This is a genomic window from Pseudomonas sp. 4CAES_32.4, assembly GCF_058136335.1.
Window position 1 is genome coordinate 2,363,185 of the sequence record NZ_CM176882.1, and the last position, 25,280, is coordinate 2,388,464.

The 25,280-nt window shown below is 61.1% G+C and carries 21 protein-coding genes; 4 read left to right on the top strand and 17 right to left on the bottom strand.

Going from position 1 to position 25,280, the window contains the following annotated elements; translation table 11 throughout:
- Positions 1–3: 3 nt before the first annotated feature.
- The 17 genes from AC3Y64_RS10710 to AC3Y64_RS10790 all read right to left on the bottom strand — a co-directional run bounded on the left by AC3Y64_RS10710 (position 4) and on the right by AC3Y64_RS10790 (position 18,761).
- The gene (locus tag AC3Y64_RS10710) at positions 4–696 is read right to left on the bottom strand and encodes a GNAT family N-acetyltransferase (protein ID WP_489987401.1); all 693 of its coding nucleotides are present in this window, start codon (positions 694–696) and stop codon (positions 4–6) included.
- 114 nt (positions 697–810) lie between these two features.
- On the bottom strand, positions 811–1,602 hold the full coding sequence (locus AC3Y64_RS10715; protein WP_489987402.1) for a ChbG/HpnK family deacetylase: 792 nt from the start codon (positions 1,600–1,602) through the stop codon (positions 811–813).
- On the bottom strand, positions 1,574–2,758 hold the full coding sequence (locus AC3Y64_RS10720; RefSeq protein ID WP_489987403.1) for a GNAT family N-acetyltransferase: 1,185 nt from the start codon (positions 2,756–2,758) through the stop codon (positions 1,574–1,576). Before AC3Y64_RS10720 ends, AC3Y64_RS10715 begins: the two co-directional genes overlap by 29 nt.
- Before the next feature lie 4 nt (positions 2,759–2,762).
- Complete coding sequence (locus AC3Y64_RS10725; protein WP_489987946.1) at positions 2,763–3,452, bottom strand: N-acetyltransferase; 690 nt, start codon at positions 3,450–3,452, stop codon at positions 2,763–2,765.
- Positions 3,453–3,520: 68 nt separating this feature from the next.
- On the bottom strand, positions 3,521–5,443 hold the full coding sequence (locus AC3Y64_RS10730; protein WP_489987404.1) for a hypothetical protein: 1,923 nt from the start codon (positions 5,441–5,443) through the stop codon (positions 3,521–3,523).
- The gene (locus AC3Y64_RS10735; protein WP_489987405.1) at positions 5,440–6,747 is read right to left on the bottom strand and encodes an oligosaccharide flippase family protein; all 1,308 of its coding nucleotides are present in this window, start codon (positions 6,745–6,747) and stop codon (positions 5,440–5,442) included. Before AC3Y64_RS10735 ends, AC3Y64_RS10730 begins: the two co-directional genes overlap by 4 nt.
- Entirely contained in the window at positions 6,744–7,745 is a 1,002-nt protein-coding gene (locus AC3Y64_RS10740) for a polysaccharide deacetylase family protein (protein ID WP_489987406.1), read from the bottom strand. Before AC3Y64_RS10740 ends, AC3Y64_RS10735 begins: the two co-directional genes overlap by 4 nt.
- Positions 7,746–7,758: 13 nt before the next feature.
- Entirely contained in the window at positions 7,759–8,895 is a 1,137-nt protein-coding gene (locus tag AC3Y64_RS10745) for a glycosyltransferase family 2 protein (RefSeq protein WP_489987407.1), read from the bottom strand.
- Complete coding sequence (locus AC3Y64_RS10750; RefSeq protein WP_489987408.1) at positions 8,888–9,856, bottom strand: glycosyltransferase; 969 nt, start codon at positions 9,854–9,856, stop codon at positions 8,888–8,890. The genes AC3Y64_RS10745 and AC3Y64_RS10750 overlap by 8 nt, the downstream gene beginning before the upstream one ends.
- Complete coding sequence (locus AC3Y64_RS10755; protein ID WP_489987409.1) at positions 9,853–11,223, bottom strand: O-antigen ligase family protein; 1,371 nt, start codon at positions 11,221–11,223, stop codon at positions 9,853–9,855. Before AC3Y64_RS10755 ends, AC3Y64_RS10750 begins: the two co-directional genes overlap by 4 nt.
- On the bottom strand, positions 11,220–12,311 hold the full coding sequence (locus tag AC3Y64_RS10760) for a glycosyltransferase family 4 protein (RefSeq protein ID WP_489987410.1): 1,092 nt from the start codon (positions 12,309–12,311) through the stop codon (positions 11,220–11,222). The genes AC3Y64_RS10755 and AC3Y64_RS10760 overlap by 4 nt, the downstream gene beginning before the upstream one ends.
- Entirely contained in the window at positions 12,308–13,900 is a 1,593-nt protein-coding gene (locus AC3Y64_RS10765) for a GumC family protein (RefSeq protein WP_489987411.1), read from the bottom strand. Before AC3Y64_RS10765 ends, AC3Y64_RS10760 begins: the two co-directional genes overlap by 4 nt.
- A gap of 16 nt (positions 13,901–13,916) precedes the next feature.
- Entirely contained in the window at positions 13,917–14,942 is a 1,026-nt protein-coding gene (locus AC3Y64_RS10770; RefSeq protein WP_489987412.1) for a polysaccharide biosynthesis/export family protein, read from the bottom strand.
- A gap of 21 nt (positions 14,943–14,963) precedes the next feature.
- Positions 14,964–15,611 carry a CpsD/CapB family tyrosine-protein kinase gene (locus AC3Y64_RS10775; protein ID WP_489987413.1) on the bottom strand — a complete coding sequence of 216 codons (648 nt, stop codon included), beginning with the start codon at positions 15,609–15,611 and terminating at the stop codon, positions 14,964–14,966.
- Entirely contained in the window at positions 15,611–16,357 is a 747-nt protein-coding gene (locus AC3Y64_RS10780; RefSeq protein WP_489987414.1) for a sugar transferase, read from the bottom strand. The genes AC3Y64_RS10775 and AC3Y64_RS10780 overlap by 1 nt, the downstream gene beginning before the upstream one ends.
- The gene (locus AC3Y64_RS10785; RefSeq protein ID WP_489987415.1) at positions 16,354–17,412 is read right to left on the bottom strand and encodes an NAD-dependent epimerase; all 1,059 of its coding nucleotides are present in this window, start codon (positions 17,410–17,412) and stop codon (positions 16,354–16,356) included. The genes AC3Y64_RS10780 and AC3Y64_RS10785 overlap by 4 nt, the downstream gene beginning before the upstream one ends.
- Entirely contained in the window at positions 17,409–18,761 is a 1,353-nt protein-coding gene (locus AC3Y64_RS10790; RefSeq protein ID WP_158960793.1) for a UDP-glucose dehydrogenase family protein, read from the bottom strand. Before AC3Y64_RS10790 ends, AC3Y64_RS10785 begins: the two co-directional genes overlap by 4 nt.
- Positions 18,762–19,150: 389 nt before the next feature.
- Here AC3Y64_RS10790 and AC3Y64_RS10795 point away from each other — a divergent pair, with 389 nt between their 5' ends.
- From AC3Y64_RS10795 to AC3Y64_RS10810, 4 genes are all read left to right on the top strand, one after another.
- On the top strand, positions 19,151–20,848 hold the full coding sequence (locus tag AC3Y64_RS10795; RefSeq protein ID WP_489987416.1) for a sulfatase-like hydrolase/transferase: 1,698 nt from the start codon (positions 19,151–19,153) through the stop codon (positions 20,846–20,848).
- Positions 20,849–21,047: 199 nt separating this feature from the next.
- Complete coding sequence (locus tag AC3Y64_RS10800; RefSeq protein WP_489987417.1) at positions 21,048–21,701, top strand: ABC transporter ATP-binding protein; 654 nt, start codon at positions 21,048–21,050, stop codon at positions 21,699–21,701.
- Entirely contained in the window at positions 21,698–24,169 is a 2,472-nt protein-coding gene (locus AC3Y64_RS10805) for an ABC transporter permease (protein ID WP_489987418.1), read from the top strand. The genes AC3Y64_RS10800 and AC3Y64_RS10805 overlap by 4 nt, the downstream gene beginning before the upstream one ends.
- Entirely contained in the window at positions 24,159–25,229 is a 1,071-nt protein-coding gene (locus AC3Y64_RS10810; protein WP_489987419.1) for a lipocalin-like domain-containing protein, read from the top strand. Before AC3Y64_RS10805 ends, AC3Y64_RS10810 begins: the two co-directional genes overlap by 11 nt.
- Positions 25,230–25,280 lie beyond the last annotated feature (51 nt).

The window sequence follows — 25,280 nt, forward strand, 5'->3', positions numbered from 1 at the left end:
GACTCAAGCCTGCGCCGCCGCACTCACCACCGGCCGTCCCGGTTTGCGCAGCGGTTCCAGGCGCGAACCTTCATAGCGCGTTTCGCGGAAAAACTTCCAGCGGCCAAACAGGCAATACACGTGCATCACACGCCCCTGTTCGTGATAGCCCATGCGCAGATGCAGCTTCAGCGCCGGAATATTGTGCGTCTCGCACACGTCCACCACCTTGGTGCAACCCTGCGCCGCCATGGCTTCCCATAGCGCTATTTGCACATCCACCGACAGGCTGCTGCCAAAATACGCGCGAATCATTTCACCGCCGAACTCGAAAAACTCACCCGGCTTCACCGGGAAGGTGCAGCCGTAATAGTGACGGTCGTGATAGTCGCGAATGCTGCCCCAGATAAACCCCACCGCATGCCCGTCAGCATCAACGTACATGTGCCCGGTGTGACCCTCGGCGGCAAGCTCCGCCATGGTCTCGACGCGGTCGCCAAAATGCTTGCTGAAGGCGACGGCATTCTCCGCGGTGATGTCGACTTTGCGCAGGCCATCGTAAGGACGCAGCTTGTGCGGCGGTACCGGGCTGACCAGGTCACGCTCCATCCACAACAGTTCCCAATGGAAGAACACGTAGCGTTTCCACAGCGTGCCGAAAGTGCGGCCGAGGCCTTTTTGCCGGATGCGATCTTGTAGTTTTTCGATGACGCTCATGATGCCCTCCGTGGCCGAAGCCCGGGTGTTGTGGATGGTGCTTTTGTGGGTATAGATCACCTGAGCAAACTCATTCCAAAGTGCCATCTTGGAAAGTATTGCAAGGTATGTAAGTCAATCGAGTGCCGTGGCACCGCGTAGAAAATCCTTGTTCAAGTCGGTGTAGGAAACCCGTGGAATACCGCTCAGCCGCCGCTCTAGCACGCGGCTCAGGGATTCATCGGCATTGAGATAGGCATCCCCGAAATCGGCGCCGAGTTGGGTGGGATGGGCGACGATTTCCAGCACGCCGTCGGTCGGCGCGATGTCGTTACGCAAGTCGATCGGCGTGCACACATAGTCGGCGGTGACACCGGCCAGACTCTGCAGACGCCAGTTGAGCAAACCCTTGAACACGCGCTTGGGCAGATTGAGGTTTTGCCCCAGATTGCGTGCCAGCCGGATCGGTACACCTTGTTGCGCCGCGAACCGCGCGACGATCTCGCCAATCGGCCAGATGTTGTGCACGTGCTGGTGCGAATCGATGTGACTGGGGCGCATGCCGTGATCGACGCAACGCTGCCACTGCGCCTGCAATTCATCCTGCACCGCCTCGCGATCCTCGCGCCCAAGCCATACGCTGTGGCGCGGCAGGCTGAGGTCGAATACGCCGTGGTCGTCGCAGAACGTGCGGCGGGCCAGAATCGCCTGGCTCAACGGGCGCCCGTAGGTCAGGTTGAAGTGCAAACCGACCCGGCCTTGCAGCGTCGGATGCCGCGCCATGGCGCACGCCGCTTCGAACGCCGGCATGTTGGCCATCGCCGTGGCAGAGCTGATGACCCCGGCCTGAAAAGCACCGAAGATCACCGCATTTTCATTTGCGCTGAGGCCGAAATCGTCAGCGTTGACTATGACTTGGCGAGGCATGTTCGCCCTCCGTGGTGATCGCGACAGGTTTCAGTGTGGGTTTCGCTGGTTCGGCACGTCGTGCCCGCCAGGCCTGGACATGGGGTTTGAGTCGATACCACAGGCGCAAGCCCAGACCGAGGATCAGGCCGCTCGGGCGCCACGAATAGAAACTCCAGCGCCAGTGCTCCAGTTGCCCGGTCATGCGTTCGTGCAGTTGATGGCTGGAATTTTCCAGGCTGACCCGCGAGGCGTCGATCCAGCGCCAGTTATCGTCCAGCCCCCAGCGAATCCATTCCTCCAGCAACACCCGGCCGCTGCCCAGATCAGCGTATTGCGGCAGGAACGCGAGGTTGTAATCGTAGAGTCGACCTTGTTCGAGCAGGCCAAGCCGATAGCTGATGCAACGGCCGTTCAGCTCCAGCGTGACCACGCGCACCAGACCTTGGCCGGCGAGGGCGATGAAGGCGCGTTCGATCAATTGCCGGCTGCGGTCGCTGGCGAAAATCCCCACGCCTTCGTCACCTTTCCAGCTCAACGCTTCGACTTCGCTGATGACCTGCAACAACGGCCCCATGCTCAGTGCATCGGGAGTGATCCGGCGCACCTCGGCACCGCACGCGGCGATGCGTTTGCGTGACCGGCGCAACTTGTAGCGCGGGTCGCCGGAGACTTCCTGGTGATCGGCCTCGCTGATCAGATGCACCGGCGTCCGACAACTCAAGCGGCGTTCACCGGTGGAGCTGCGCACCATCCATTCGGTCAGCGCACTTTCTTCGCCGACGGGTTCGGACAATTCATTCAGTTGCAGCAGTGCGTGGGGCACGCGTTGACGGATCAGGCTCAACGCCTGGCGCATGTCCTCACTGCCGAGCACAGACAACAGCGCCAAGCGATCCGCCAGCGGATAACCCAAGTGATGCAACACCTGAAACGGCACACCGGCAAAGCGCTCGCGACTCGCCACCAGCGGCAGACACAGACGCAATTCCTCCGCCTCCCAGCCCAGCAGAATGTGCAGACGCTCATCCTCGCCAAGGGCCTGCTCGGCCGCACACAACCAACCGAGGTTGTTGAACGGCGTGTGATCCGTCACCCGCAGGCGCAGCGCTTCATACGCTGCTTCGGGGAAATCGGCAGCGCACAGGGAAGTGCGCCATTGGAATCGCGTTGCCATAGGCTCAGGCCGCCGTTGCTGTTACGGGTGGACGGGACGGTTTGCGCAGCGCATCCAGACGCGAGCCGCTGTAGCGGGTTTCGCGGTAGAAGCGCCAGCGACCGAACAGGGTGTACACATTCATGATGCGGTTTTGCTCGGTATAGCCCATGCGCAGGTGCAGCTTGAGCGCCGGGATGTTGTGGAATTCGCAGACGTCGACGACGGTGTCGCAACCCTGCGCCGCCATGGCCTTCCACAGTTCCAGTTGCAGGTCGACCGACAGCTCGGTGCCCCAATAAGAACGCGTCAGCTCGCCGCCGAACTCGAAGAACTCACCGGGTTTCACCGGGAACAGGCAACCGTAGTAATGGCGGTCGAAGTAGTCCCGCGAACTGCCCCAGATAAACGCCACGGCATCGCCATGATCGTCCAGGTGCATGTGCCCGGTGTGACCTTCGTTGGCCAGTTCGGCCATGGTGCCGACGCGGTCGCCGAAGTAGCGGGCGAAGGCACTGGCGTTGTCCGGCGTGATCTTCACCACCCGCAGCGGCGGGTAGGGTTTGAGGTTGTGCGGCGGCACCGGGCTGACCAGGTCGCGTTCCATCCACAGCAGCTCCTGGTGGGAAAAAACGTAGTGCTTCCACGCTTTGGCAAAGGTGGCCCGCAGGCCTTTCTGCTTAATGTGTTGACTGAGTTTTTGCACAATGCTCATGGTCTTGGCTCCTGATGACGATGCATCGCGCGGCCACAGGCCTGCGCGGCGGAACATCAACGGACGGTTCATGACGCGTTCCAGCTGAGAGTGAACAGGGTTTGCCCCGGCAGCTCGAAACGCACACGACCGTCCTGGCAGGTAAATGGCGCATCGCGACTGCGGTTGTCCGCGCCAAAGTAGCGCAAGGCGCCGTTGTTCAGCGGGCACTTGGCGCCGCTCAAGTCGACACGTTGTAAACGCGTGCCTTTGTTCACTCCCAACAAGCCACGTTGATCGTCGCCGGCCATTGCCAGCACATCGACTTCGAACGCATCGTTCTCCAGCCACAGCACTTGATGCAGCCAATGCCGGGCGATGAATTGCTGAGCCAGGCCGACCGGTTTCAGCTCGAAACGTTGTTCATCCGGCGAAACCCGCAACATGCCCTTCGGGTACTGCGGCTCATCAGCGGCCTGAAACCAGTTGAGCATGCTCAGCAAGCCATCCTGCGAGGCGTTGATCACCACCGATGCCCACCATAGCGAAGCGTAGTGGGTTTCCTGATCGTAGGGGCTGAGGCTGGAGCCGCTGGACATGTTGGTCTGATCGAGCAGCAAGGCTTTGCGCGGCTGGCCTTGGCTGTCGAGGCCAACGAGGTCGGCGGCACGGCGCACGCTGTCGCGGTAGACGCGGGTGGCGAGCAGGTCGCGGATCATCCATTCGTGCCACGCCAGCGCATCGACCTGATCGCCTGATTCACTGAGCAAACGCCGCGCCCAATCGATCCCGCGCTTGCCCGCTGCGTTGTCGGCGAAAGGTCCGTTGACCAGCCGCGAACTGGCCGGCATGGCAATGCGCACGCCAGCCTTGGCATTCGCTGGATCGCTGCGCACCTGGCGGGCCATGCTGGCGAAAATCGCCTGATACTGCGCGTAGCTGGAATAGTTGAGGTTCGGCTCGTCGGCAAAACCGATGTAGTGCGTGCCTTTGCCACCCAGCTTACGGGTGCTGGCCAGCCAGGCATCGAGGCCGCTGTTGCTTTGCACATCGGCGCGCAGATCGGCCTGACGCTGACTGCCGGCCAGCAGGGTGATGTCCTGCCTGATGCCGAAGCGCTCCTGGTAAACCTGGCGGAATGCGTCTTCGAAATGCGGATTCTTCGCCATCACATCGACAAAGCTGTAGTAACTCGCAGCGGTCGGTTTCAGCGCATCGAGTGCGGCATGGCTGGCTGGCGGTGGCATCACGTAGGGCAGGGCGATGCCCAGATCCGGCGTGCGCCCGAGGACTTTGTCATGCAGGGTCAAGCGGGTTTGCCCGGCGTCTTCGCGCAACGCTTTCAGTTGCTGTGGGTTCTGTGCAAACAGATTGGCCGTGCCATCGAGCCAGAACGCCGCTTTGCCACTGCCTTGCAAACGCAGGCGCCAGATCTGTTCGCGCTCGCTGACGGGCAGCGCCACTTGATCGAACTGCCAATAAGCACGATAGGGTTTCAGCGCCAATGTCAGTGGCTGATCATCGCCGACCCGCTGCGCCTGCAGGCCGCTGACGCCGCCATGAAACTTGCCGGCCAGCACCGCGTGCTCACCCGGTGCGACTTTGAAGTACAGTTCGTCGCCGTTATGGGTGTCAGCGCTGAAATGCACTTTCGCCGGGGCGAACAACGCCACCGTGCGCTCGTCATGTTCGATTCGATAATTGCGGAAGCTGTAGCCGGGAATTTCCAGCCGATAACTGGCCGCACCGGGCAGCAACGGCCAGCTCTGACTGCCGCGAGTTTCACTGGCTTTGATGAATCGATCGCCGGCCAGTTTGCCCTGGCCATCGAGCAGATACACATGCTCTTCATTGGCATCCGCCTGCCAGGCGGGCGTCCAGCGCACGGTCAGCGTGTCCGGGCGCTCTGCTTGCAGGAACAGACTGCCGTCGCGAATCTCGCCCCAACGCATCGACGCGGCAAAGGCGTCCAGCGACAGGCCGAGACCGAGCAGCAGGGCCAGGGCTTTCATGCAGTTTTCCGGCGTTGCAGCATCAGCCACATCGGCGTGACGTCGCGGGGCAGGATGATCAGCACTTGCCAGAACGGCACGCCGCTCAATCGGCAATAGAGCACCAGCATTGCCAAGGTCACCGCCAGATAGGCAATCGACGAAGCCGCCGCCGCGCCGACGATCCCGTAGGCCGGAATCATCACCAGGTTCAACGCCAGATTCAGCAATGCACCCAATCCCATCAGAAACGACACCGTGCCGGGGCGATTCTTGCCGAGCAGGTCCAGACGCAGAATGCTTGCGTAGCAGAGGCCCAATAGCCCCGGCAACAAGGCGAGCAACGCCGGATACGCGGGTTGGTAAACCGCGCCGAACAGCGTGACGATCAGCCATTCGCCAATCACCGCCATGGTCAGGCAGGCGCCGAGCATCACCGTGGCGGTCAGGCGCAGGGCCAGTGGCGTGACTTTGTCCATGCCTTCGTCTTGCTGCAGCAGGCGTTTCATCAGCGGTGTGGTCACCGCTTCCGGGACGATCAGCAGCAGTTCGGCGGCAGCGCTGGCCATCGCGTAATGACCGAGGGCGGTGCTGCCGAGCAGGGCGCCAATGAACAGATAATCCGAGCGCAAAATCACCTGCTGGAAGAGCAGATCCGGATGACTGCGCGCGCTGTAGCGCAGCAGTTCATTCTGGCTGGCGCGATCCCATTGCAACTGCAATGGCTGCGAGCGTTTGAGCCAGACCCAACCGGCCAGCACCACCAGACTGATCCCGGCCAGCCAACTGATCAGCGCCGCTTCGAGGGCAGCGCTTTTCCACATCCAGAACAACGCGACAAACAGCAGCAGCGGCGCCAGCGATTCGACCAGGCGCAAGGCATTGAACGCGACCACGCCACCCGAGGCGTTGTGCAAAGTCAGCAAGCCGCTTTTCAACACGGTCAGCGGCACCGCCAGCAGCAACAGCCAGGCGAGCAAGCCGAGCTGCATCGTTACATCGAGTTCGCTGCCGAACTCACGCACCAGTGCCACCACCAGCAAGGTCAGCAACGCCGCGAGCAAACAACCGAACACCAAGACCTGACTGAGCAACACACCCATGGGCCGCTGCTTGGCAGCCTGATAACCCACCGCCGAATTCAAGCCGCCACTGGTGGCCGCGCTGATCAAGTCCGGCAGGGTGCTGAGCAAGGCAAACAAGCCGCGCTCACTGGGCCCGAGAATCCGCGCCAGCAGCACGTTGCGCAGCAAGCGCAAGGCGATCATCGCCAATTTGGTGCCCATGCTCAGCGCCAAATGCTTGAGGTAGTTGCCTCGGCTCATGGCCGCGCCCCGCGAAAGATCCGCCACGACAGCAGTTCTGGATTGCGCGCGGTGCGTTGGCTGACACCAAAGCGCGGCAGGTTCAGCGGGTCGCCTTCACCACGGTAAATCCCGGTGCCGGTGCCCAGCGCAAATGGATAGTCGTGATTGGCAATCTGTTGGCGCACGCGTTCGTCGTTGTCGCCATTGGGGTAGCAATACACCGGCAGCGGGCGGTTGCAGCCGTTGTGCAAGGCGTCGCGACTGCGGGTGATTTCTTCGTTCAGGCGCACATCGTCAAGGCCCGTGAGGATCGCGTGACTGGCGCCGTGCGGGCCGAAACGCACCAGTCCGGAAGCTTCCAGCGCGCGCACCTGATGCCAGTCCAGCGCTTGCGGTTGCGACTCTGGCGGGCATTCGTCGGTCAGGCGTTCAAGCTCCTGCGGGTCAATCGTTTTCAAACCTTGCAGGTAGTGCAGCAGCGCCAGGCTACGGCGGTCGACGTCAATGTCATCGAGCAACACTGGCAAGGGGTGATGCAGGGCGTGCAGGCATTCGATCAAATGCATCCGCGCCTTTTCGCCGTGGCTGCCCCACAGGGTTTCACCGAGGCTTTCCCACCAGAAACGCTGACGGCTGCCGATGAAATCGGTGGAGAGGAAAATGCTCGCCGGCACCTGATGTTTTTGCAGCAGCGGGAAGGCGTTGACCGCGTTGTCGCGCCAGCCGTCGTCGAAGGTCAGCGCCACCCGTGGGCGTTCGGTGCGCAGCGAGTTGGGCTGAAGAATTTCCATCAACGGCACGCAATCGAAATGCTTGCGCAACCACACCAGCAAGTGTTCGAAGGCTTTCGGCCCGACGCACAGTTCGTTGCGGTGCGGCAGGTTGGCGGCGCGGTCATTCGACAGCACCCGATGCAGCATCAGAATCACCCCGGCGCCGTGCAGCTGGTTTCGGCCCATGGACGAGTTGAGATAGAGCCAGCCGCTGGTGCGCTTAATCAGTTGTTTGATCGCCATGGCTTCGGTCCTCTTAACGGTTCTGTTCAGGATTCCACTGGGCATACCGCTGACCACGCAGGAACTGCCACAGACCGAGACTCATCCCGGCGAGGGTGACCAGCAGAAACGCGGCGAGGCGGAAGGGCTTGGGCAAGCGGTGTTGCGAATCCAGCAGCCCGGCAATCGCAATGGCGTAGCCGAACAGTTGCGCGATCAGGGCGAGGCGATAGAAACCGTGCTCTTCCCACAGCCAGAAATTGCTCAGCAGCAGCGGCAACAACAAGATCGGCGCGAGGCGGCGGATCAGTTTGTGGCTGATCAGCGCAATCGAGTACAGGCCATATTTCAGCGGATTGAGCAGCTCGCGGCGCTGGGCGAGGCTTTGCAGGCCACCGACGGTAACGCGTTGACGACGGCGGAATTGCTTGTCCGCCTCATCCACGCCGTGGTCGATCACTTGCGCTTCGGGCACATAGACAATGCGTTTGTGCGCGACCGGCGCGCAGGTGCTGATAAAGAAGTCGTCGTTGACCTCCGCCGGCACGTTCTGGAACAACTCGCGGCGCAGGGCGAGCAGGGCGCCGTCGGCGGAGACCATGCAGCCGGTGCGGTTCTCGACCCGGCGCAGCCAGCCTTCGTAATGCCGATAGAGGCTGTCGCCAACGCTCAAACCACCGCCGGTGACCGGGATCACCATGTGCCCGGCGCAGCCGCCGACCTGCGGATCATTCAGCGGCGCCAGCAGATAACCGAGGGTTTCGCGGGACCATTGGTTGTCGGCATCGGTGAACACCAGAATGTCCCCAGTGCTCAGGGCCACGCCGGCATTCAGGGTGGCGGCTTTGCCCTGGCGTGGCAGGTCGAGGACGGTAATGCGCGGATCGACAACCCTGCGCGCGCAGGCCACGGTGTCGTCGGTCGAACCGTCGCTGGCGAGGATGATCTGCAGAGTGGCCGGCTGATAATCCTGCGCCAGCAACGTGCGCAACTTGTGCTCGATGTGCCGCGCCTCATTGTGCGCGGCAATCACGATGCTGACGTTCAGCGGCGGCGCCGGGGTGTGACGCCAGGCCGGGAACAGCGGCGCGACCAGCGTCAGCAGCAGCGGGTAGCCGACGTAGGCGTAGACCGGTAGCAACAAGCATGTCCAGAAAATGAATTCAGCCACGGGCAGGCCTCCTGGCGTTCCAATGACACAGACTCAAAATGAATGCAGCGCCGGCCAGATGCAGGCGTACGTGATGCAGACCCCACAGTTGCACGGTCAGGCAGACGTTACGGTGCTTGGCGCTTTGCCGCACACTGAGCGCCAGCCCCGGAACCAGTGTCAGCAGCACCATGACGGCCGCGTGATGCGGGAAACCATCGAGCAGCGCGGAGATCGCCAGAAAGTCCAGCAGCCAGACCAATAGAGAGAACATCGGGAAACGCAGCAAACGCAGGCTGAAGCCGTGGCTGCGCAGCAGTTGCAAGTGACTGCCCTGACGCCAGAGCTCCTTGCCCATCCACTCGCGCCAGTTCATTTCGTAGCCCCAGTGCAGCGCGACGCTCTCATTGACCGACAGTAGCCGAGCCCCGTGTTCGCGTAGGCGCAGGGTGAATTCCTTGTCTTCGCCGGTGCGCAGGGTTTCGTTGAAACCACCGATCTTGTCGAACCAGCGCCGCAACATCAGCAGATTGGAGCTGGGCAGCCAGTCGACCAGATGGCTGGTGTGGGTGGACGGGCGCAAAGTGCGGCGCTGCCACGCGGTGGCGTACCACGGCGCTTCGGCGGGGGTGTGCAGATCGAGGCCGAAGACATCGGCCTGGCCGGTGCCCTCGATGTCGAACAATTGGCTCAACCAGTCTTCCGGCATCTCAATGTCGGCATCGATGAACGCCAGCCATTCGCCCGTGGCAATCGCCGTACCGCGATTGCGCAGGGCGCCGATCAGCAATCCTGGCAACACCAACACTTGCGCGCCGAACTGGCGGGCAATGTGCGGGCCCTGATCGGTCGAACCGTTGTCGACCACGATCAGCTCGCATTCGACGTTGGCCGCGTGCGCGGCTTTTTGCGCGGCGAGCAAGGTCCGGCCAATGTGCCGGGCCTCGTTGAACATCGGGATGACGATGCTGATCCGGCTCATGCGCGGGCCTCCGTGGTCAGTGGTGCCTGTTCGGCTTTCAGGCGCAGGACCCAGGTCAACGCCAGCATGATCCACACGTATTTCTGGTTCGGCGCACTGAGGAACATCAGGAACAGCGTCAGCGACAGGAAGCTCACGCCCAGGTGTGTCATCAGATCTGCCTGATACGCATCGCGGCGCAGCAACCATGCAGCGCGTGCGCGAATCAGGTTGTACAGACCGAGGCCGAGCATGCCGACGAACAACAGACCGGCAGGAACCCCGAGTTCGCTGAAGATTTCCAGATAGGTGTTGTGCGCGCGGCGATACAGGTCGCCGATCTTGCGGTTGGCCGAGAATGCCTTGGCGTAACCGGTGGTCGCGTAATGCAGCGGGAACGTGCCGGGGCCGGAGCCGAGGAGCGGGTTCTCGCGGATCATCTGGCTACCGACCACGATGTACGAGGCGCGGCGACCGAGGGATTCGTCCTGCGCCTTGGAACCGGCGCTGAGAATGCTCAGAGACTGGATGCGCGCCATGTAACCGGCCGGCATCGCGTAGATCGCCAACGGAATCACGATGGCCGCGCCGAGCATGGCGAAACCCAGATGCCGTGGCCGAATCCGCGTCAGTTGCGAGCGGTAATGCCAGCAACCGATCAGCAGACTCAAGGCCAGCACCACCAGCCCCGAACGCGATTCGGTTTTGGTCATGCCGCCCAACAGCAGCAGGCAGCAACCACCCCAGAACAAACGGTGCAGCAGGTTCGGGCTGCGGATCACCAACAACAGCCCCATCGGCACGGCAAACGCGATCAGCATGGCAAACGCGTTGGGGTCTTCAAGCAAACCCGCCGCGCGACCCTGATCCTGGAATTTCGCCGAAAACATCGCCATCGCACAGGTGGTGCTGACGGCGAGGGTGACGAGGCGGGCGAACAGATCGAGGTTCAGATCGCGGCCAATCAACAGGGTGATGACAAACAGAATCAAGCCAACGCTGAGTTCACGCAGATGCCCCAGCGACATGCCCAGGTCATCGGTGTTGAGCAGGCTGAGGAAATACAAAACCATGAACCAGACGAGATAGCGCCAGATATTGCTGCGCAAACGTTCGGATGGAATCTGGTGCAGCGCCAGTTGCAGCATCAGGATTACTGCCAGCGAGGCACCGATGAGTTTGCTGCCGGAAAACGACGTGTCCTTGAAGAAGCCTTCAAATGGCACCAGCGCGGCAATCCCGAGCAGGCCCCAGGTCGGCTTGCGGTACAACAGCGCAAAACCGACCAGGCCCAGCACCGCCCCCGGCGCCAGATACGGATAAGGGCTGGCCAGCAAAGCGATACAGGCCAGACCGAGAAAACTGACGATCGAGAGCGGGAAAATCATGCGCGTGCCTCCCGTGCCGTGCGGATGTACAGCTGCGACCAGCGTTCGGCCAAAGCCTTGAGGTCGTAGCGATCCTGTTGCGTGCGTTTTGCGTTGTCGCGCAGTTGCCGGGCCAGTTTCGGCTCGCTCAACAAGGTGTCGAGCTGGCGGGCGAGGTCAGCGCTGACGGCCGGTGTGGCGAGTAAACCGTTGTGCCGGTGTTCGAGCACATCGGGAATCCCGCCGACGCCGAACGCCACCACCGGCACCCCGGCCTGCATGGCTTCGAGCAAAATCATCGGCGTGCCTTCGGTGCGCGAGCTGATCACCAGCGCATCGAGTTGCTGCCACCACGGTTGCATGGCGATCTGGTAACCCGGTAAACGAATGCGTTGCTGTAAACCGGCGCCGTCGATGCGCGCTTGCAACACCTCGCGCTCCGGGCCATCGCCGAGCATCACCGCATCCAGTTGCGGATGCTGATGACACAGCGGGATCAGCGCATCGAGAAACAGATCCGGGCCTTTTTCACTGCTCAAACGCCCGACGTAACCGGCCAGCCAGCGCTGCCGATCCGCGTCCGGCACCATGGCCGCAGCAGCCGGCAAACCGTTGGGAATCACCTGCAGTTTCTCCGCCCGCACGCTGGCCTGACGGTGCAGCGCGGCAATGCTTTCCGCCACGCACACCACCCGATCCACTGACGCGGTGCGGCACAGCTGCAAGCTGAGCCAGGTGTAGAACTTCTGCTTGCGACTGCGCGGGGTGAAGCCGTGCTGGGTGATCACCAGCGGCAGGCGCAACAACGTCGCGCCGACCCAACCAAACAGCAGCCCTTTGAAATTGTGCGTGTTGATCAACGGCTTTTCAGCGCGCCGCTGACGCAAGTGCCGGAGCAATTCCCCAAGCCCGGCACAACCCCGGCAGTCCACCCCGGCCTCGCGAAAGCGCGCGATCAGTTCTGGCGGCGCGTCGAGGAACAGCACCTGATGCTGTCCCGGCGTCGCCAGACAATGATCCAGCAACATCCGCTCGGCCCCATAGAAGCCGCCGCTGCTGAGCAAATGCATGATCGGCAGCGCGGCGTTCGGGGAGGACGCGGTGCTCAATTGCGCACCCAGTGCATCAGGCTTGGCACGCTCCAGCTCTTGTGCGGATTGCTTGGCAGGGCGTTCTGATCGTTGATCACCAGCAGCACCGGCACGCCCAGCTCGTGGCTGATTTGCGCTGGGTGCTTGAAGCGGTGATCGAAGAACTCACGCACGTAGACAAAGGCAATCGCCAACAGCAACCCGGTGAGCATGCCGAACGGAATGATCAGGCCCGGTTTCGGGAACGCCGCTTCGGTCGGTTCGAACGGCGGGCTGAGCACCCGGGCGTTGGACAGGTCGTCGCTGAGCGAACGGGTGGTGCTGCTTTCGGCGAACCGCTGGGCGTAGGTCGAGAACGCGGCGTGCAGCGCATCGATCTCGGTGTCCATCTGGCGCAGCTTGCTTTGGGTCTGCTGCAACTCGTGGATGCGGTTCTTGAACTCGGCGATGCGCGCGGTTTTCTGATCGATGACCTGCTTGACCACCGTCAGATCGTTGGTGCGTTCCTGGATGCGATTGCTCACCACTTTGAGGAACTGCTGACGGGTGCGGGCAATTTGCTCGCGGGTCAGCAGCATGGGCTCGCTGCCTGGCTGGAACACCGCCAGATCATTCATGTAGCGGCTGACCTGAGTGGTCAGTTGCTCACCCATCTGTTTGATTTCCCGATCTTCGAACGCCACGTTGTCGACGGTGGTGGTGAAGGTGTAGGGGAAGGTGTAATCGTTGAGCTTGTTGGTGCTCGCGGCGGCCAGTGCGGTTTTCAGGTATTCGAGCCAGCGCTGGCTTTGCAGCAGGCGATCCTGATACAGGTTCAGCGCTTGCTCTTCGGTGTTGATCGCGTTGAGGCGGAAGGTGATTTCTTCCTTCGGATCCGACGCGCCGACGCTTTCCAGCAAGGCCTGACGGTTACCTTCCAGGCCATCGAGACGCACTTGATACAGGTGCTTCTTGGTTTCGTAGAAAGATTGCGGCAGGTCGATCGATTGCAGCGCCTGACGGCTGACCAGATAGTTCTGCAGCAGGGCGCTGACAAACGTCGTGCCTTGATGCGGATCGGGGAAGCTGTAGACGATCGAGATCACGTTGGAGCCCGGCAGCGTCTCGATTTTCAGGCTGTCGATGGCTTGCTGGGTCAGGGCATCGAGCGCGGTGTCACGCACCGGATCGGTTTCCAGCCCAAGCACGTTGCGCGCCGGGTTGATCACGTACTGGCGCAGCGGCGAACTGACGTAGCGCTTGAACGGCTCGGCCACCAGTTTGCTGAAGATGCCCGGCGAAGGTGTGTATTCACCTTTGTCGCGCAGCTCACTGATGGTCTGCCGGATCAGCGCCGGCGAGCGGAGGATATTGCTCTCGGTTTCCATGTCCGCCAGTGACGGCGGAATGAACGTGGCATTGTCCACGGTGAGCGACGTGGTGGCGTCACCCTGAGAGAGTTTTTTCGACTGCACGATGACCTGCGCGGTGATATCGAAGCTCTGTTTGAGCAGCAGCGGCAGGAGCAGGGCGATCACTGCAAAGATCAGGAAGACCCGTTTCACCAATTGCTTGTTGGCGAAGAAGATCCTGAAGAACTCGTGCAGGTAGTTTTCCTTAGGGTTCATGTCGGTCACCTGAGAGTTAGTTGCTGTCACTGTCTTTGTTGTCGACGCGGTAGCCGAAGCTGAACCCGACGCCCTGGAACAACACCACGTCGGCCAGTTGACGGGCGAGTTCGCCGGCGCTGGCCAGTTTGGTTTTCGGCACGTAAAGCATGTCGTCCGGTTGCAGATAGGCGATTTGCGGCGCCTCGCCCGACAGAGCCTTCTCGACGTCGTAACGCACGGCCTTCACCTGATTACCGTTGCGGCGCATGATCACCACCGAATCCAGGCGTGCCTTGACGTTGGTGCCACGGGCCAGAGTCAGCGCTTCAAGCACCGAGACTGGCCGGCGGATCGGGTAGGAGCCCGGTTGACCGACTTCGCCCAGCACATAGATTTCGTTGCCGGCAGTGGACTTGAGCAGCACGTCCACGGTCATGCGGCCCGGCAGTTGCGCGTACTTCTTGTTGAGGAAGCTTTCCAGTTGATTGACGGTCATGCCTTGCAGCGGCACGGCGCCGATCTCCGGGAAACTCGCGTAGCCGTCGGTGCCGACGGTGATCTCGCGGCTCATGCCGGTGGCCGGGTGATTCAGCGCGCTTTTCAGGTTTTGCTCGTTGGTCAGCGGGCTGATGATCTGCACGGTCAACTGATTGCGGTTGGGCTGGAACAGTTGCTTGCGCTGATAGGCGCGCTGGATTTCTTCGCGGGCCTGATCACTGGTCAGCCCGGCGATTTTCACCGAGGTGTTGGCGCCCGGCAGTTCGATGGTGCCGTCGGGCAGCACCAGTTGATTGCCGTTGAGCTGGCTGGCAGCGGTAAAGTTCAGGCCGATCTGGTCACCCGACTGCACGCGGTAAGCGTCCGAGCCGCTGGTGCTGATGTGGAAGATCACGTCGAGCACATCCTGCGGGCGCAGGGTCTGTTCGATCTTCGGCATATCGGTTGCCTGGGCGTTGGCCGGGGTGGCGGTGAGGATATTCACCGGCATGTTCTGGGTTTCGGAGGTGCTTGAGCAGCCTGCAAGCGGCAGCATCAGCAGCACAAGAATCTTGGCGTTCATGGCGTCTTCCTTCGCGTTCGCTTAGAGGTTTTTGTAAAGCCATTTGGGCATGTAGTACTTGCGCCGGTTGAACACGCTGCCGACCACTTTCGCACCAGCCTGAGTCAGGCGTTGCACGGCGGCCTGGGCGACTTCCCAGCGCGTGTCCTCGGCGCGGACGACAAACACCACGCCATCGACCTGAGTGCTGATCACCAGCGTGTCGGCGGCGGAGTACACCGCATCGCCGTCAATGACCACGAAGCGGTACTGGCTGCCCAGTTGATCGAGCAACGGGCTCAGGCGCTCGGCGGTCAGGTGTTCCATGGTGCGGATCGGCCGGCCGTTAGGCAGGACGTGGAAGGGCAGGCTCGACACCTGCACCAGACAGTCCTGCAACAGCGGCGGGTTGTCCGGGCTGAACAGCAAGTCGCGCAGGCCGCGCTCCTTGCTTAAATTCAACTGCTGCGTGAGGTTGCTGGCCGACTGGCTGGCGTCGACCAGCAGCACTTGGCCGCTGCTCATTTGCGCCAGTTGGCTGGCCAGCGCCAGTGCACTGGTGGTGGTGCCTGCGCCGGGGTTGGCGGCGGTCAGGAACAGGATCCGCAGATCGAGATCCAGCACGGTCGAGGTCAGGTTCGATTCGCTGGGATTGGCGATGCTCAGGCTTTTGTTGGTTGAACCGTCCATTAGCTTGCTCCGTGGCCGCTGAATACTTTGAAAGGGGTTTTCAACAGAATCTTCAGATCAAGCAGGAGGCTCTGCTCGGCGATGTAGCTGAGGTCCAACTCAACGCGCTGGTCGAAGTCGATATTGCTGCGTCCGGAGATCTGCCACAGGCCGGTCATGCCGGGGTAGATCGCCAGACGGGCGAGATGATTGTCCTTGTAGCGATAGGCGTTGAACGAGGTCGGACGCGGGCCGACCAGGCGCATGTCGCCAGTCACTACATTGATCAGGTTGGGCAGTTCGTCGAGGCTGGTGCGCCGCAGAAAACCACCAATACCGGTGATGCGTGGGTCCTTGTCGATCTTGAAATCGATGGCGTCGGCACCGTGTTTGTTCAGGTGACGCAGCGACTCTTTCAGTTCTTCGGCGTTGGCGACCATGGTGCGGAATTTGTACATGCCGAATTTGCGCCCACGGTAGCCGGTGCGTTTTTGCACGAACATCACCGGGCCCTTGCTGGAGTATTTGATCGCCAGCGCCAGACCGAGCAACAGCGGCGAAATCAGCAGCAAAATGGTCAGTGCGCCGAGGCAGGCGACCACGCGGTTGGTGCGCGACAGTTGCCATGGACGACCGCCGTCACGGCCCGTGAACCAGCCGCGACCCTGGCGATGGATCGCCGCGTCGAGGCGCATTCGCTGTTCCGGATCCATGCGCTTGTCACGCTGCAGTTGTTGGATCGGTACACCTTTCTCATGTCCAGTCATGGAATCCTCCGCATTACTTCAGCCGCGCGCGGCGCTTGGGCGATAGGCAGTGGGTAGTAGTCGCGAAACCACGCGACGAAGCGTCCGAGCCCTTCGTCCAGCTCGATGCGCGGCTGGAATCCGGTGGCTTGGGCCAAGTCACTGGCCTCGGCGCAGGTGTTGAGCACGTCGCCCGGTTGTAGCGGCAGCAGCTCGACCATGGCTTTCTGGCCAAGATGTTTTTCCATCAGGGCCAGATAGGTTTTCAGTTCCACCGGGTGCTGCCCGCCGATGTTGAACAACCGCCACGGCGCCATGCTGCTGGCCGGGTCGGGTTGCTCGCGATCCCACTGCGGATTGACCTGCGGTGGCTGCTCGATAAGGCGGGCGATGCTTTCGATGATGTCGTCGATGTAGGTGAAGTCGCGTTGATGCTCGCCGTAGTTGAACAGCTTAAGCAGCGTGCCTTCGCTGATCGCCCGGGCAAACTGGATCGGCGACATGTCGGGACGACCCCACGGTCCGTACACGGTGAAAAAGCGCAGACCCGTGCAGGGAATGCCGAACAGATGGCTGTAACTGTGCGCCATCAGCTCATTGGCTTTTTTCGTCGCGGCGTACAGCGACAGCGGATGATTGACGCCGTCCTTCACAGAGTAGGGCGTGTGCTGGTTCGCGCCATACACTGAACTCGACGAGGCGTAGATCAGATGCTCGACCGGGTGATGCCGGCAGCTTTCGAGAATATTCAGGAAACCGTTGAGGTTGCTGTCCAGGTACGCCCGTGGATTGTCCAGCGAGTAACGCACCCCGGCTTGCGCGGCGAGGTGGATCACCACTTGCGGGCGTTCGCGGACAAACAGTGCGTCGATGGCCGAGGCATCGGCCAGGTCAACCGTGGCGAGCTGGATATCGCCAACCTGCTCGCGCACCCACTGCACGCGATCATGCTTGAGTTGTGGGTCGTAGTAGGCGTTGAAATTGTCCAGGCCGATCACTGAATGCCCGTCGCGCAGCAGCCGCAACACGCAATGGGCACCAATGAAACCGGCGGCACCGGTGACCAGAATCTTCATGGCCGCACGCCTTCTGGCGCGATATGACGCAGGCCGATGCCGCTGTAGTGCAGGCCGGCGGCGGCCACTTGTTCCGGGTTGTAGAGGTTGCGGCCGTCGATGATCACCTTCGAGCGCAGCTTTTCCGAGAGCAGTTCGAAATCGACCACGCGGAAATTTTTCCACTCGGTGCAGATCACCAGTGCGTCGGCGTCCTCCAGCGTGTCGTCACGGGTCGCACACAGGTGCAGATCGTTGCGATAACCGTAGATGCGCCGGCATTCGGACATGGCTTCCGGGTCGTAGGCCTGCACGCTGGCACCTTCGGCCCACAGGGCGTCCATCAGATAGCGGCTTGGCGCTTCGCGCATGTCATCGGTGTTCGGCTTGAACGCCAGACCCCAGATGGCGATGGATTTGCCGGCCAGGCCTTGGGGGAATTGTGCTTTCAGTTTGCTGAACAGAATGTGCCGCTGCAGGTCGTTGACGTCGGTGACGCTGCGCAGCAGTTTCAGCGGCATGCCGTTGTGTTCGGCGGTGTGCAGCAACGCGCGCAAGTCCTTGGGGAAGCACGAACCGCCAAAGCCGCAGCCCGGATAGATGAAGTGGTAACCGATGCGCGGATCAGAGCCGATGCCTTTGCGCACGGCTTCGATGTCGGCGCCCAGCAGTTCGGTGAGGTTGGCCAGTTCGTTCATGAAACTGATGCGGGTGGCGAGCATCGCGTTGGCGGCGTACTTGGTCAGTTCGGCGCTGCGGTTGTCCATGAACATGATTTTTTCGTGGTTGCGGCAGAACGGCGCGTACAGCTCGCTCATCTGCTCGCGGGCTGCGTCATCGTGAGTGCCGACGATGATCCGGTCCGGACGCATGCAGTCGGCGAGGGCGCTGCCTTCTTTGAGGAATTCGGGGTTGGAGACCACACGCACGGTGAGGTTGCCCTTGTCGCGGCGCTGCAATTCGCTGCTGGCGGTGGCCAGCACTTGATCCGCCGTGCCGACTGGAACCGTAGACTTGATGATCAGGGTGCGATCAGCCTCCATGAAACTGGCGATCTGCCGGGCGACGTTGAGCACGTGGCTGAGGTCAGCGGAACCGTCTTCGTCCGCTGGGGTGCCGACGGCGATGAAAATCAGCTCGGCGTGTTCGACCGCATCACTGGCCTGGGTGCTGAACAACAGACGACCCGCCTTGATGTTTTCCTCAAGGGTGCTGGACAAACCTGGCTCGCTAATCGGCGGCACTGCTTGTTGCAGTTGTTTAATCTTGTTCGGGTCAATATCAACACATAAAACCCGATGCCCGACATCTGCAAGTGCGGCGGCTTGTATTAATCCAACATAGCCTGTGCCAAATACGCTCACGTCCATCTGCGCACCCTCGATAGAGCGAAAAGAAGAAGTTCGGAAGGAAACTGTAAAAGGGGTATAGCGCAGCGTTTGGAAAGCGTGTCAGCAAAATGACATGTTGCATCTGTATAACAGTTGAGCCGTTTTTGGCGATTGGCCATCAAGTCATTGCTGCGATTGGATTTGTTGGTTTTTTTCAGATTTGTTCAGATTCAAAATAAGCGATAAACGGTCGTAAGCCTTTAATTTAAAGGCTTTCAGCGTCTCGTGTGTGTCAGATTTGAGTCACCGGTTTTTTGACGCTTTTCAGAAAAAACAGTCAATTCTTGCGCTTTGATGGCAGGGTGCTAGTGTCAGATTCTGACCGACAAACCTTTGACTTCCTGCCTTTTCGGACGCCCGGTATCGCCATGTTCAAATATGCTAAAGAAGTGCTTTTAATTATCTATTTGCTTCTTTATGCCGAGAATTACATTGATCGGTTAAATGCTATCGGCCTCGGTTTTCCTGTACTTCTTTTTGGCGCGATGTTTTTGGCGCTTACTTTGGCGTTATATCTAACTGCCTATATTCGCCAAGCATTCATTCGGCATCTATTCGCATTGGCGATGTTTGCCTCGGCGGTTTTTTTCGACGTTTACACGCGGGTCACGGCGGATTACCTGAGCTACAGCAGTTTTGTCTCACTGGTGTACTCGGGCGGTTTCATTCAGGAAGCCGCTTACCAGTATCGCGATGCGATCATCCACGGTGCGCTTTGCGGTCTGTTGCTATTGTTCGGCATCGGTCTCAAACCCAGGCATGCGCTGTTTGTGCCGAACGCATTGCGCGTGGCAGCTCCGGTGTGCGGTGTGTTGTTGCTCAGCGCGGTGCTGTTTTTGCGCGCGGGCGAGGGCGCTCGCGGTTTGCCGATCATGTACACGCCGCTGGCGTACCTGAACCTGTTTGCCTATGAGGCGCTGCACAACACTGTCGGTCCGCGTGAACCGGTGACGCTGGCACGCACCTCGCCAGCGGTCGGCCACGACATTGTGCTGATCATCGACGAAAGCATTTCCGGCAATTATCTGGATATCAATGCACCGTTCGGCGTGCACAGCAACCTCAAACAGGCGCCGGCAGGTGTCGATATTTTCAATTACGGCTACGCGGCATCTATCGCCAACTGCAGCGCCGATACCAACGTCACCCTGCGCTACGGCGGCACCCGCGCCGATTACATGCGCATCAACAGCACGTTGCCGTCGATCTGGCAGTACGCAAAAAAGGCCGGTCTGCGCACGGTGTACATCGACGCCCAGCGCACCGCCGGCAATCTGCAGAACCTGATGACCGACACCGAGAAAAAGGACATCGACGAGTTTGTGCAATTCGACCAGACCAGCGTGCGCGATCGCGACATGGCGGCAGCGGCGAAGCTGATCGCATTGCTCAACGATGACAAGGCCGAACTGGTGGTGATCAACAAGGTCGGCGCACATTTCCCGGTACACGACAAATACCCGGATGCGTTCATGGCGTACCGCCCGACCTTGCCGCGCGGGCAGTTCACCGAAGTCGCCGACACCGGCGAGCGCCCTGGCTTCAATGGCCAGCCGGACGACTGGGTGCTGTACCGCAACGCCTACAAGAACACGGTGTTATGGAATGTCGGCGAGTTTTTCTCGCGGGTTTTCGCTCAGGGCAATCTGAATAACGCGTCGCTGATCTACACCTCCGATCACGGCCAGGATCTGCATGAGCGCGGCAATCCTGGATTGAATACCCATTGCGGCGGCGACCCGGTCGAGGAAGAGGGACTGGTGCCGCTGGTGGTAATCCAGGGCAGCCAGTTGAAGACGCTGGACTGGTCGGCGCAGCTGGCGGCGAACAAGGATCGCTCCAGCCACTACAACATCTTCCCGACACTGCTGCAGTTGATGGGCTACGACCTGGCGGGAATCGAGGCGGTGTATGGCAAGCCGCTGACGGTGCCGACGGCGGATGAGTTCACCTTCAACTACCGCTTCAATGCGCGGCTCGGCGCCAAGCCTGAGTGGAAGCATATTGATCTGGGCAGCATTGTTACGCCGACGCAGGCGCCGGCGAGTGTCGCGGCTGGTCAGTAGATTTTGGGTGGGCAGGACTGGCCCCATCGCTGGCAAGCCAGCTCCCACAGTGTTTTAGGGTGAATTCAATTTGTGTGAACAACCTCATTCCTTGTGGGAGCTGGCTTGCCAGCGATGAGGCCATTGAGTTCACTGCAAGATTCAGGTCTGTCACCGCCATCCGCTATCCTTGCCACACACTGACCAATCAGGTGGCGGCATGCTTCGCGTTGAAAACGTCTTCAAAAGTTACCTCACTCCCCAAGGCCCACTGCCAGTACTGCAGGGCGTCGACCTGACGCTGACCGCCGGCAGCAGCCTGGCGCTGATGGGCGAATCCGGCAGTGGCAAGAGCACCTTGCTGCACTTGGTCGCTGGCCTGGACAAGGTCGATCGCGGCAGCATCCGCAGCGGCGAGCATCGGCTGGAGGAGATGAACGAGGCGCAACTTGCCAATTGGCGACGCACGGAAATCGGCCTGGTGTTCCAGCAGTTCAACCTGATCGGCAGTTTGCGCGTCGAAGACAACCTGGCGTTTCAGGCCCGTCTGGCCGGGCGTCATGAACCGCGCTGGCAGGCGCATCTGGTGCAGCGCCTCGGACTGGGCGATTTGCTCCAGCGCTATCCGGAACAGCTTTCCGGTGGCCAGCAGCAGCGAGTTGCATTGGGTCGGGCGCTGGCCTCGCAACCGAAATTGCTGTTGGCCGATGAACCCACCGGCAGCCTCGATGAAGCCACCAGCGACGAGGTGCTGCGGCTGTTGCTCGAATTGCTCGATGACACACCGACTACGTTGTTGATGGTCACCCACAGTCAACGGGTCGCCGCGCAATTGGCTCAGCGTGTGGTGCTGTCCAAAGGACGGCTGACGTGATGGTTTTTCGCCAGACACTGCGCGCGCTGCTCAGTCATTGGCGACGGCATCCGGTGCAGTTTTTCAGTGTGCTGACCGGGTTGTGGCTGGCGACCAGTTTGCTCACCGGGGTCGAAGCGCTGAACAGTCAGGCGCGTGACAGCTACGCCCGTGCCAGCCAGATGATCGGTGGCGAACCGCAGGCCAGCCTGAGCACGCCAAGCGGCGCGACGTTCACCCAGCAATGGTTTGTCGATTTGCGCCGTCAGGGCTGGCCGGTGTCGCCACTGTTGCAGGGGCGCCTGCTGCTCAAGGATCACGACAATCAGCGCCTGCAATTGATGGGCATCGAACCGGTGTCGCTGCCTGCCGACTCGGCGGTGGCCGGGCAGGCGTTGCCGATCGAGCGCATCGTCGAATTCTTCACGCCGCCGGGCAGTACGTGGATTTCTCCGGACACCTTGCAGGCACTCAACCTGCGCGAAGGCGACACGCCGCAGACCGTGAATGGGCTGCCGTTGCCGCCGTTGCGCGTGCAAAAGGACATGGCACCGGGCGTTTTGCTGGTGGACATCGGCGTCGCGCAAACCCTGCTCGAACAACCGGGGCAACTGTCGCGGTTGTTATTGCCGAAGGATTTTCACGCTGAGTTGCCGGCCTCGTTCAAAGGCCAGTTGCAGCTTAAGAGCAGCGGCGAAGAAAACAATCTGGCGCGCCTGACCGAGAGCTTTCACCTCAATCTGGATGCCTTGGGCTTTCTCTCGTTTCTGGTCGGGTTGTTCATCGTCCACGCCGCCATCGGCCTCGCGCTGGAACAGCGCCGCGGCTTGTTGCGCACGTTGCGCGCTTGCGGTGTCAGTGCGCGGATGTTGATTGTTTGCCTGATCGTTGAATTAGGTGTGCTGGCGCTGATCGGCGGGCTGTTCGGCGTGATCAGCGGCTATTGGCTGGCCAGCGTGTTGCTGCCGGACGTCGCCGCGAGCCTGCGCGGTTTGTACGGCGCGGAAGTGGCGGGGCAGCTACGACTGAGTCCTTGGTGGTGGTTCAGTGGTATCGGTTTGAGCTTGCTCGGTGCGTTGCTCGCGGGCGGCAACAGCCTGTTGCGCGCGGCACGTTTGCCGCTATTGGCCGTGGCCGATCCGCAAGCCTGGCATCAGCAATACGCCCGATGGTTGCGTCGCCAGGGTTGGTTGGCAGCGGGATTGGGATTGATTGCGTTGGCAGCGTTGATCGGGGGCGACAGCCTCGCCAGCGGATTTGTGTTGATGGCTGGGCTATTACTCGGCGCCGCGCTGGCGCTGCCGGTGTTACTCAGCGCGATATTGAATCAGTTGCTGGGGCGCAGTCGTTCAGTGCTCGGCCAGTGGTTTCTCGCCGATTGCCGTCAGCAGTTGCCCGCGCTGAGTCTGGCACTGATGGCGTTGCTGCTGGCCCTCGCCGCCAACATCGGCGCCGGCAGCATGACCGCCGGTTTCCGCCAGACCTTCGATGACTGGCTCGAACAACGTCTGAGCGCCGAGTTGTATATCAACCCGACCAACCCGGCGCAGTCGCGGGAAATGTACAGCTGGCTTCGGCAGCAGCCGAACGTCGCGGCGGTGTTGCCCAACTGGCAGGTGTCGGTAACGTTGCAAGGCTGGCCGGCGGACGTATTCGGGGTGATCGACCATCCGTACTATCGCCAGCACTGGCCGTTGCTCGATTCCAGCGGCGCTGATCCGTGGGGGCATCTGGCGACGGATGATGCGGTAATGCTCAGCGAACAACTCGCCCGGCGCCTGAAACTGCACGCCGGCGAACACCTGACGATTCCCACGCCAAACGGCGCATGGTCGCCGCGTATCGTCGGTATCTACGCCGATTACGGCAACCCGAAGGGGCACGTGATCGCCAACGTCAATCATCTGCTGCGCGGCTGGCCGCAACTCACGCCGAACCGCTTCAATCTGCGCATCGATCCGCAACATATTCCGCCCCTGCTGAGCGCATTGCAGGCACGGTTTCAGCTGGAGGACAGCCGCATCGTCGATCAGGCGCGGCTTAAAGGCTGGTCGGTTCAAGTGTTCGAGCGCACCTTTGCGGCGACGGCAGCACTGAACAGCCTGACGCTGGCCGTCGCGGGTGTAGCGCTGTTTATCAGCCTGCTGACCCAGAGTCAGAGCCGCCTCGGCCAGCTCGCACCTCTGTGGGCATTGGGCGTCACGCGCAAACAATTGATGCTGCTCAACCTCGGCCAGACCTGGCTGTTGGCGGTGCTGACACTGATACTGGCGCTGCCATTGGGGATTGCCTTGGCGTGGTGTCTGGATGCGGTGATCAACGTGCAAGCATTTGGCTGGCGCCTGCCGTTGCGGGTGTTCCCGTGGCAATTGCTGCAATTGATGGGGTTGGCGTTGCTGGCGACCTTGTTGGCTTCGGCGTGGCCGTTGTATTCGTTATACCGCACGCAACCGGCGGATTTACTCAGGACGTTTGCCCATGAGGATTAACGCTGTGGTGTTGGCGCTGGCGCTGTTGCTGCTCGGAGGCTGCGATCAAGCCGCGCCTGAGCAGAAGGGTTTTGCCGGTATGGGGGATCAGGCGTTGGCGTACACGGCGGTGGTGCCGGGGCGCGTGTTCAGTTTTCCCGCCGATCATGGCGCGCATGATGGCTTTCGCATCGAGTGGTGGTACGTCACCGCCAATCTGAAGGATGCGCAGGGCAATGAGTTCGGCGTGCAATGGACCTTGTTTCGCAGTGCGTTGAAACCCCTGGCAGAGCAGACCGGTTGGGCCAATCAGACGATCTGGCTGGGGCATGCGGCGGTGACCTCCGCGTCGGTGCATCACGCCGCTGAGCGTTATGCCCGCGGCGGAGTAGGGCAGGCTGGTGTGCGGCTGGCGCCGTTCGAGGCGTGGATCGACGATTGGCGCTTTGCCAGTCAGGCGCAGGATCCGTTGCGCGATCTGCAACTCAGCGCGCGCGACAAAGACTTCGCCTATCAACTGCACCTGACGTCCAGTCGTCCGCTGGTGCTGCAGGGTGATCACGGGTACAGCCAGAAATCCGAGGAAGGGCAAGCGTCGTATTACTACAGTCAGCCGTTTTTTCAGGCCAATGGCACCCTGCAGATCGACGGCCAGACCTACACCGTCAGCGGCCCGGCATGGCTCGATCGCGAGTGGAGCAGCCAACCGCTGACCGCCAATCAGACAGGCTGGGACTGGTTCTCCCTGCACCTGGACAGCGGCGAGCACGTGATGCTTTACCGCATGCGCCAGAAGGACGGCGCGCCGTATCTGACCGGGACCTGGATCGCGGCCGACGGTCAGACGCAGACCTTGCGCAGCTCACAGATTCAACTCACGCCACATGACACCGCCAAGGTTGCCGGGCGACCGATGCCGGTGAAATGGACAATCAGCATCCCCGACAAACACCTCGACATTAGCGTCGACGCGCTCAATCGAAATGCCTGGATGGATTTGCGGATTCCGTACTGGGAAGGGCCGGTTCACATCACGGGCAGCCATCCCGGTCGGGGTTATCTGGAAATGACCGGGTACTGACAGCCGCCCACCAACCCCTGTGGGAGCTGGCTTGCCAGCGATGGCGGCAGC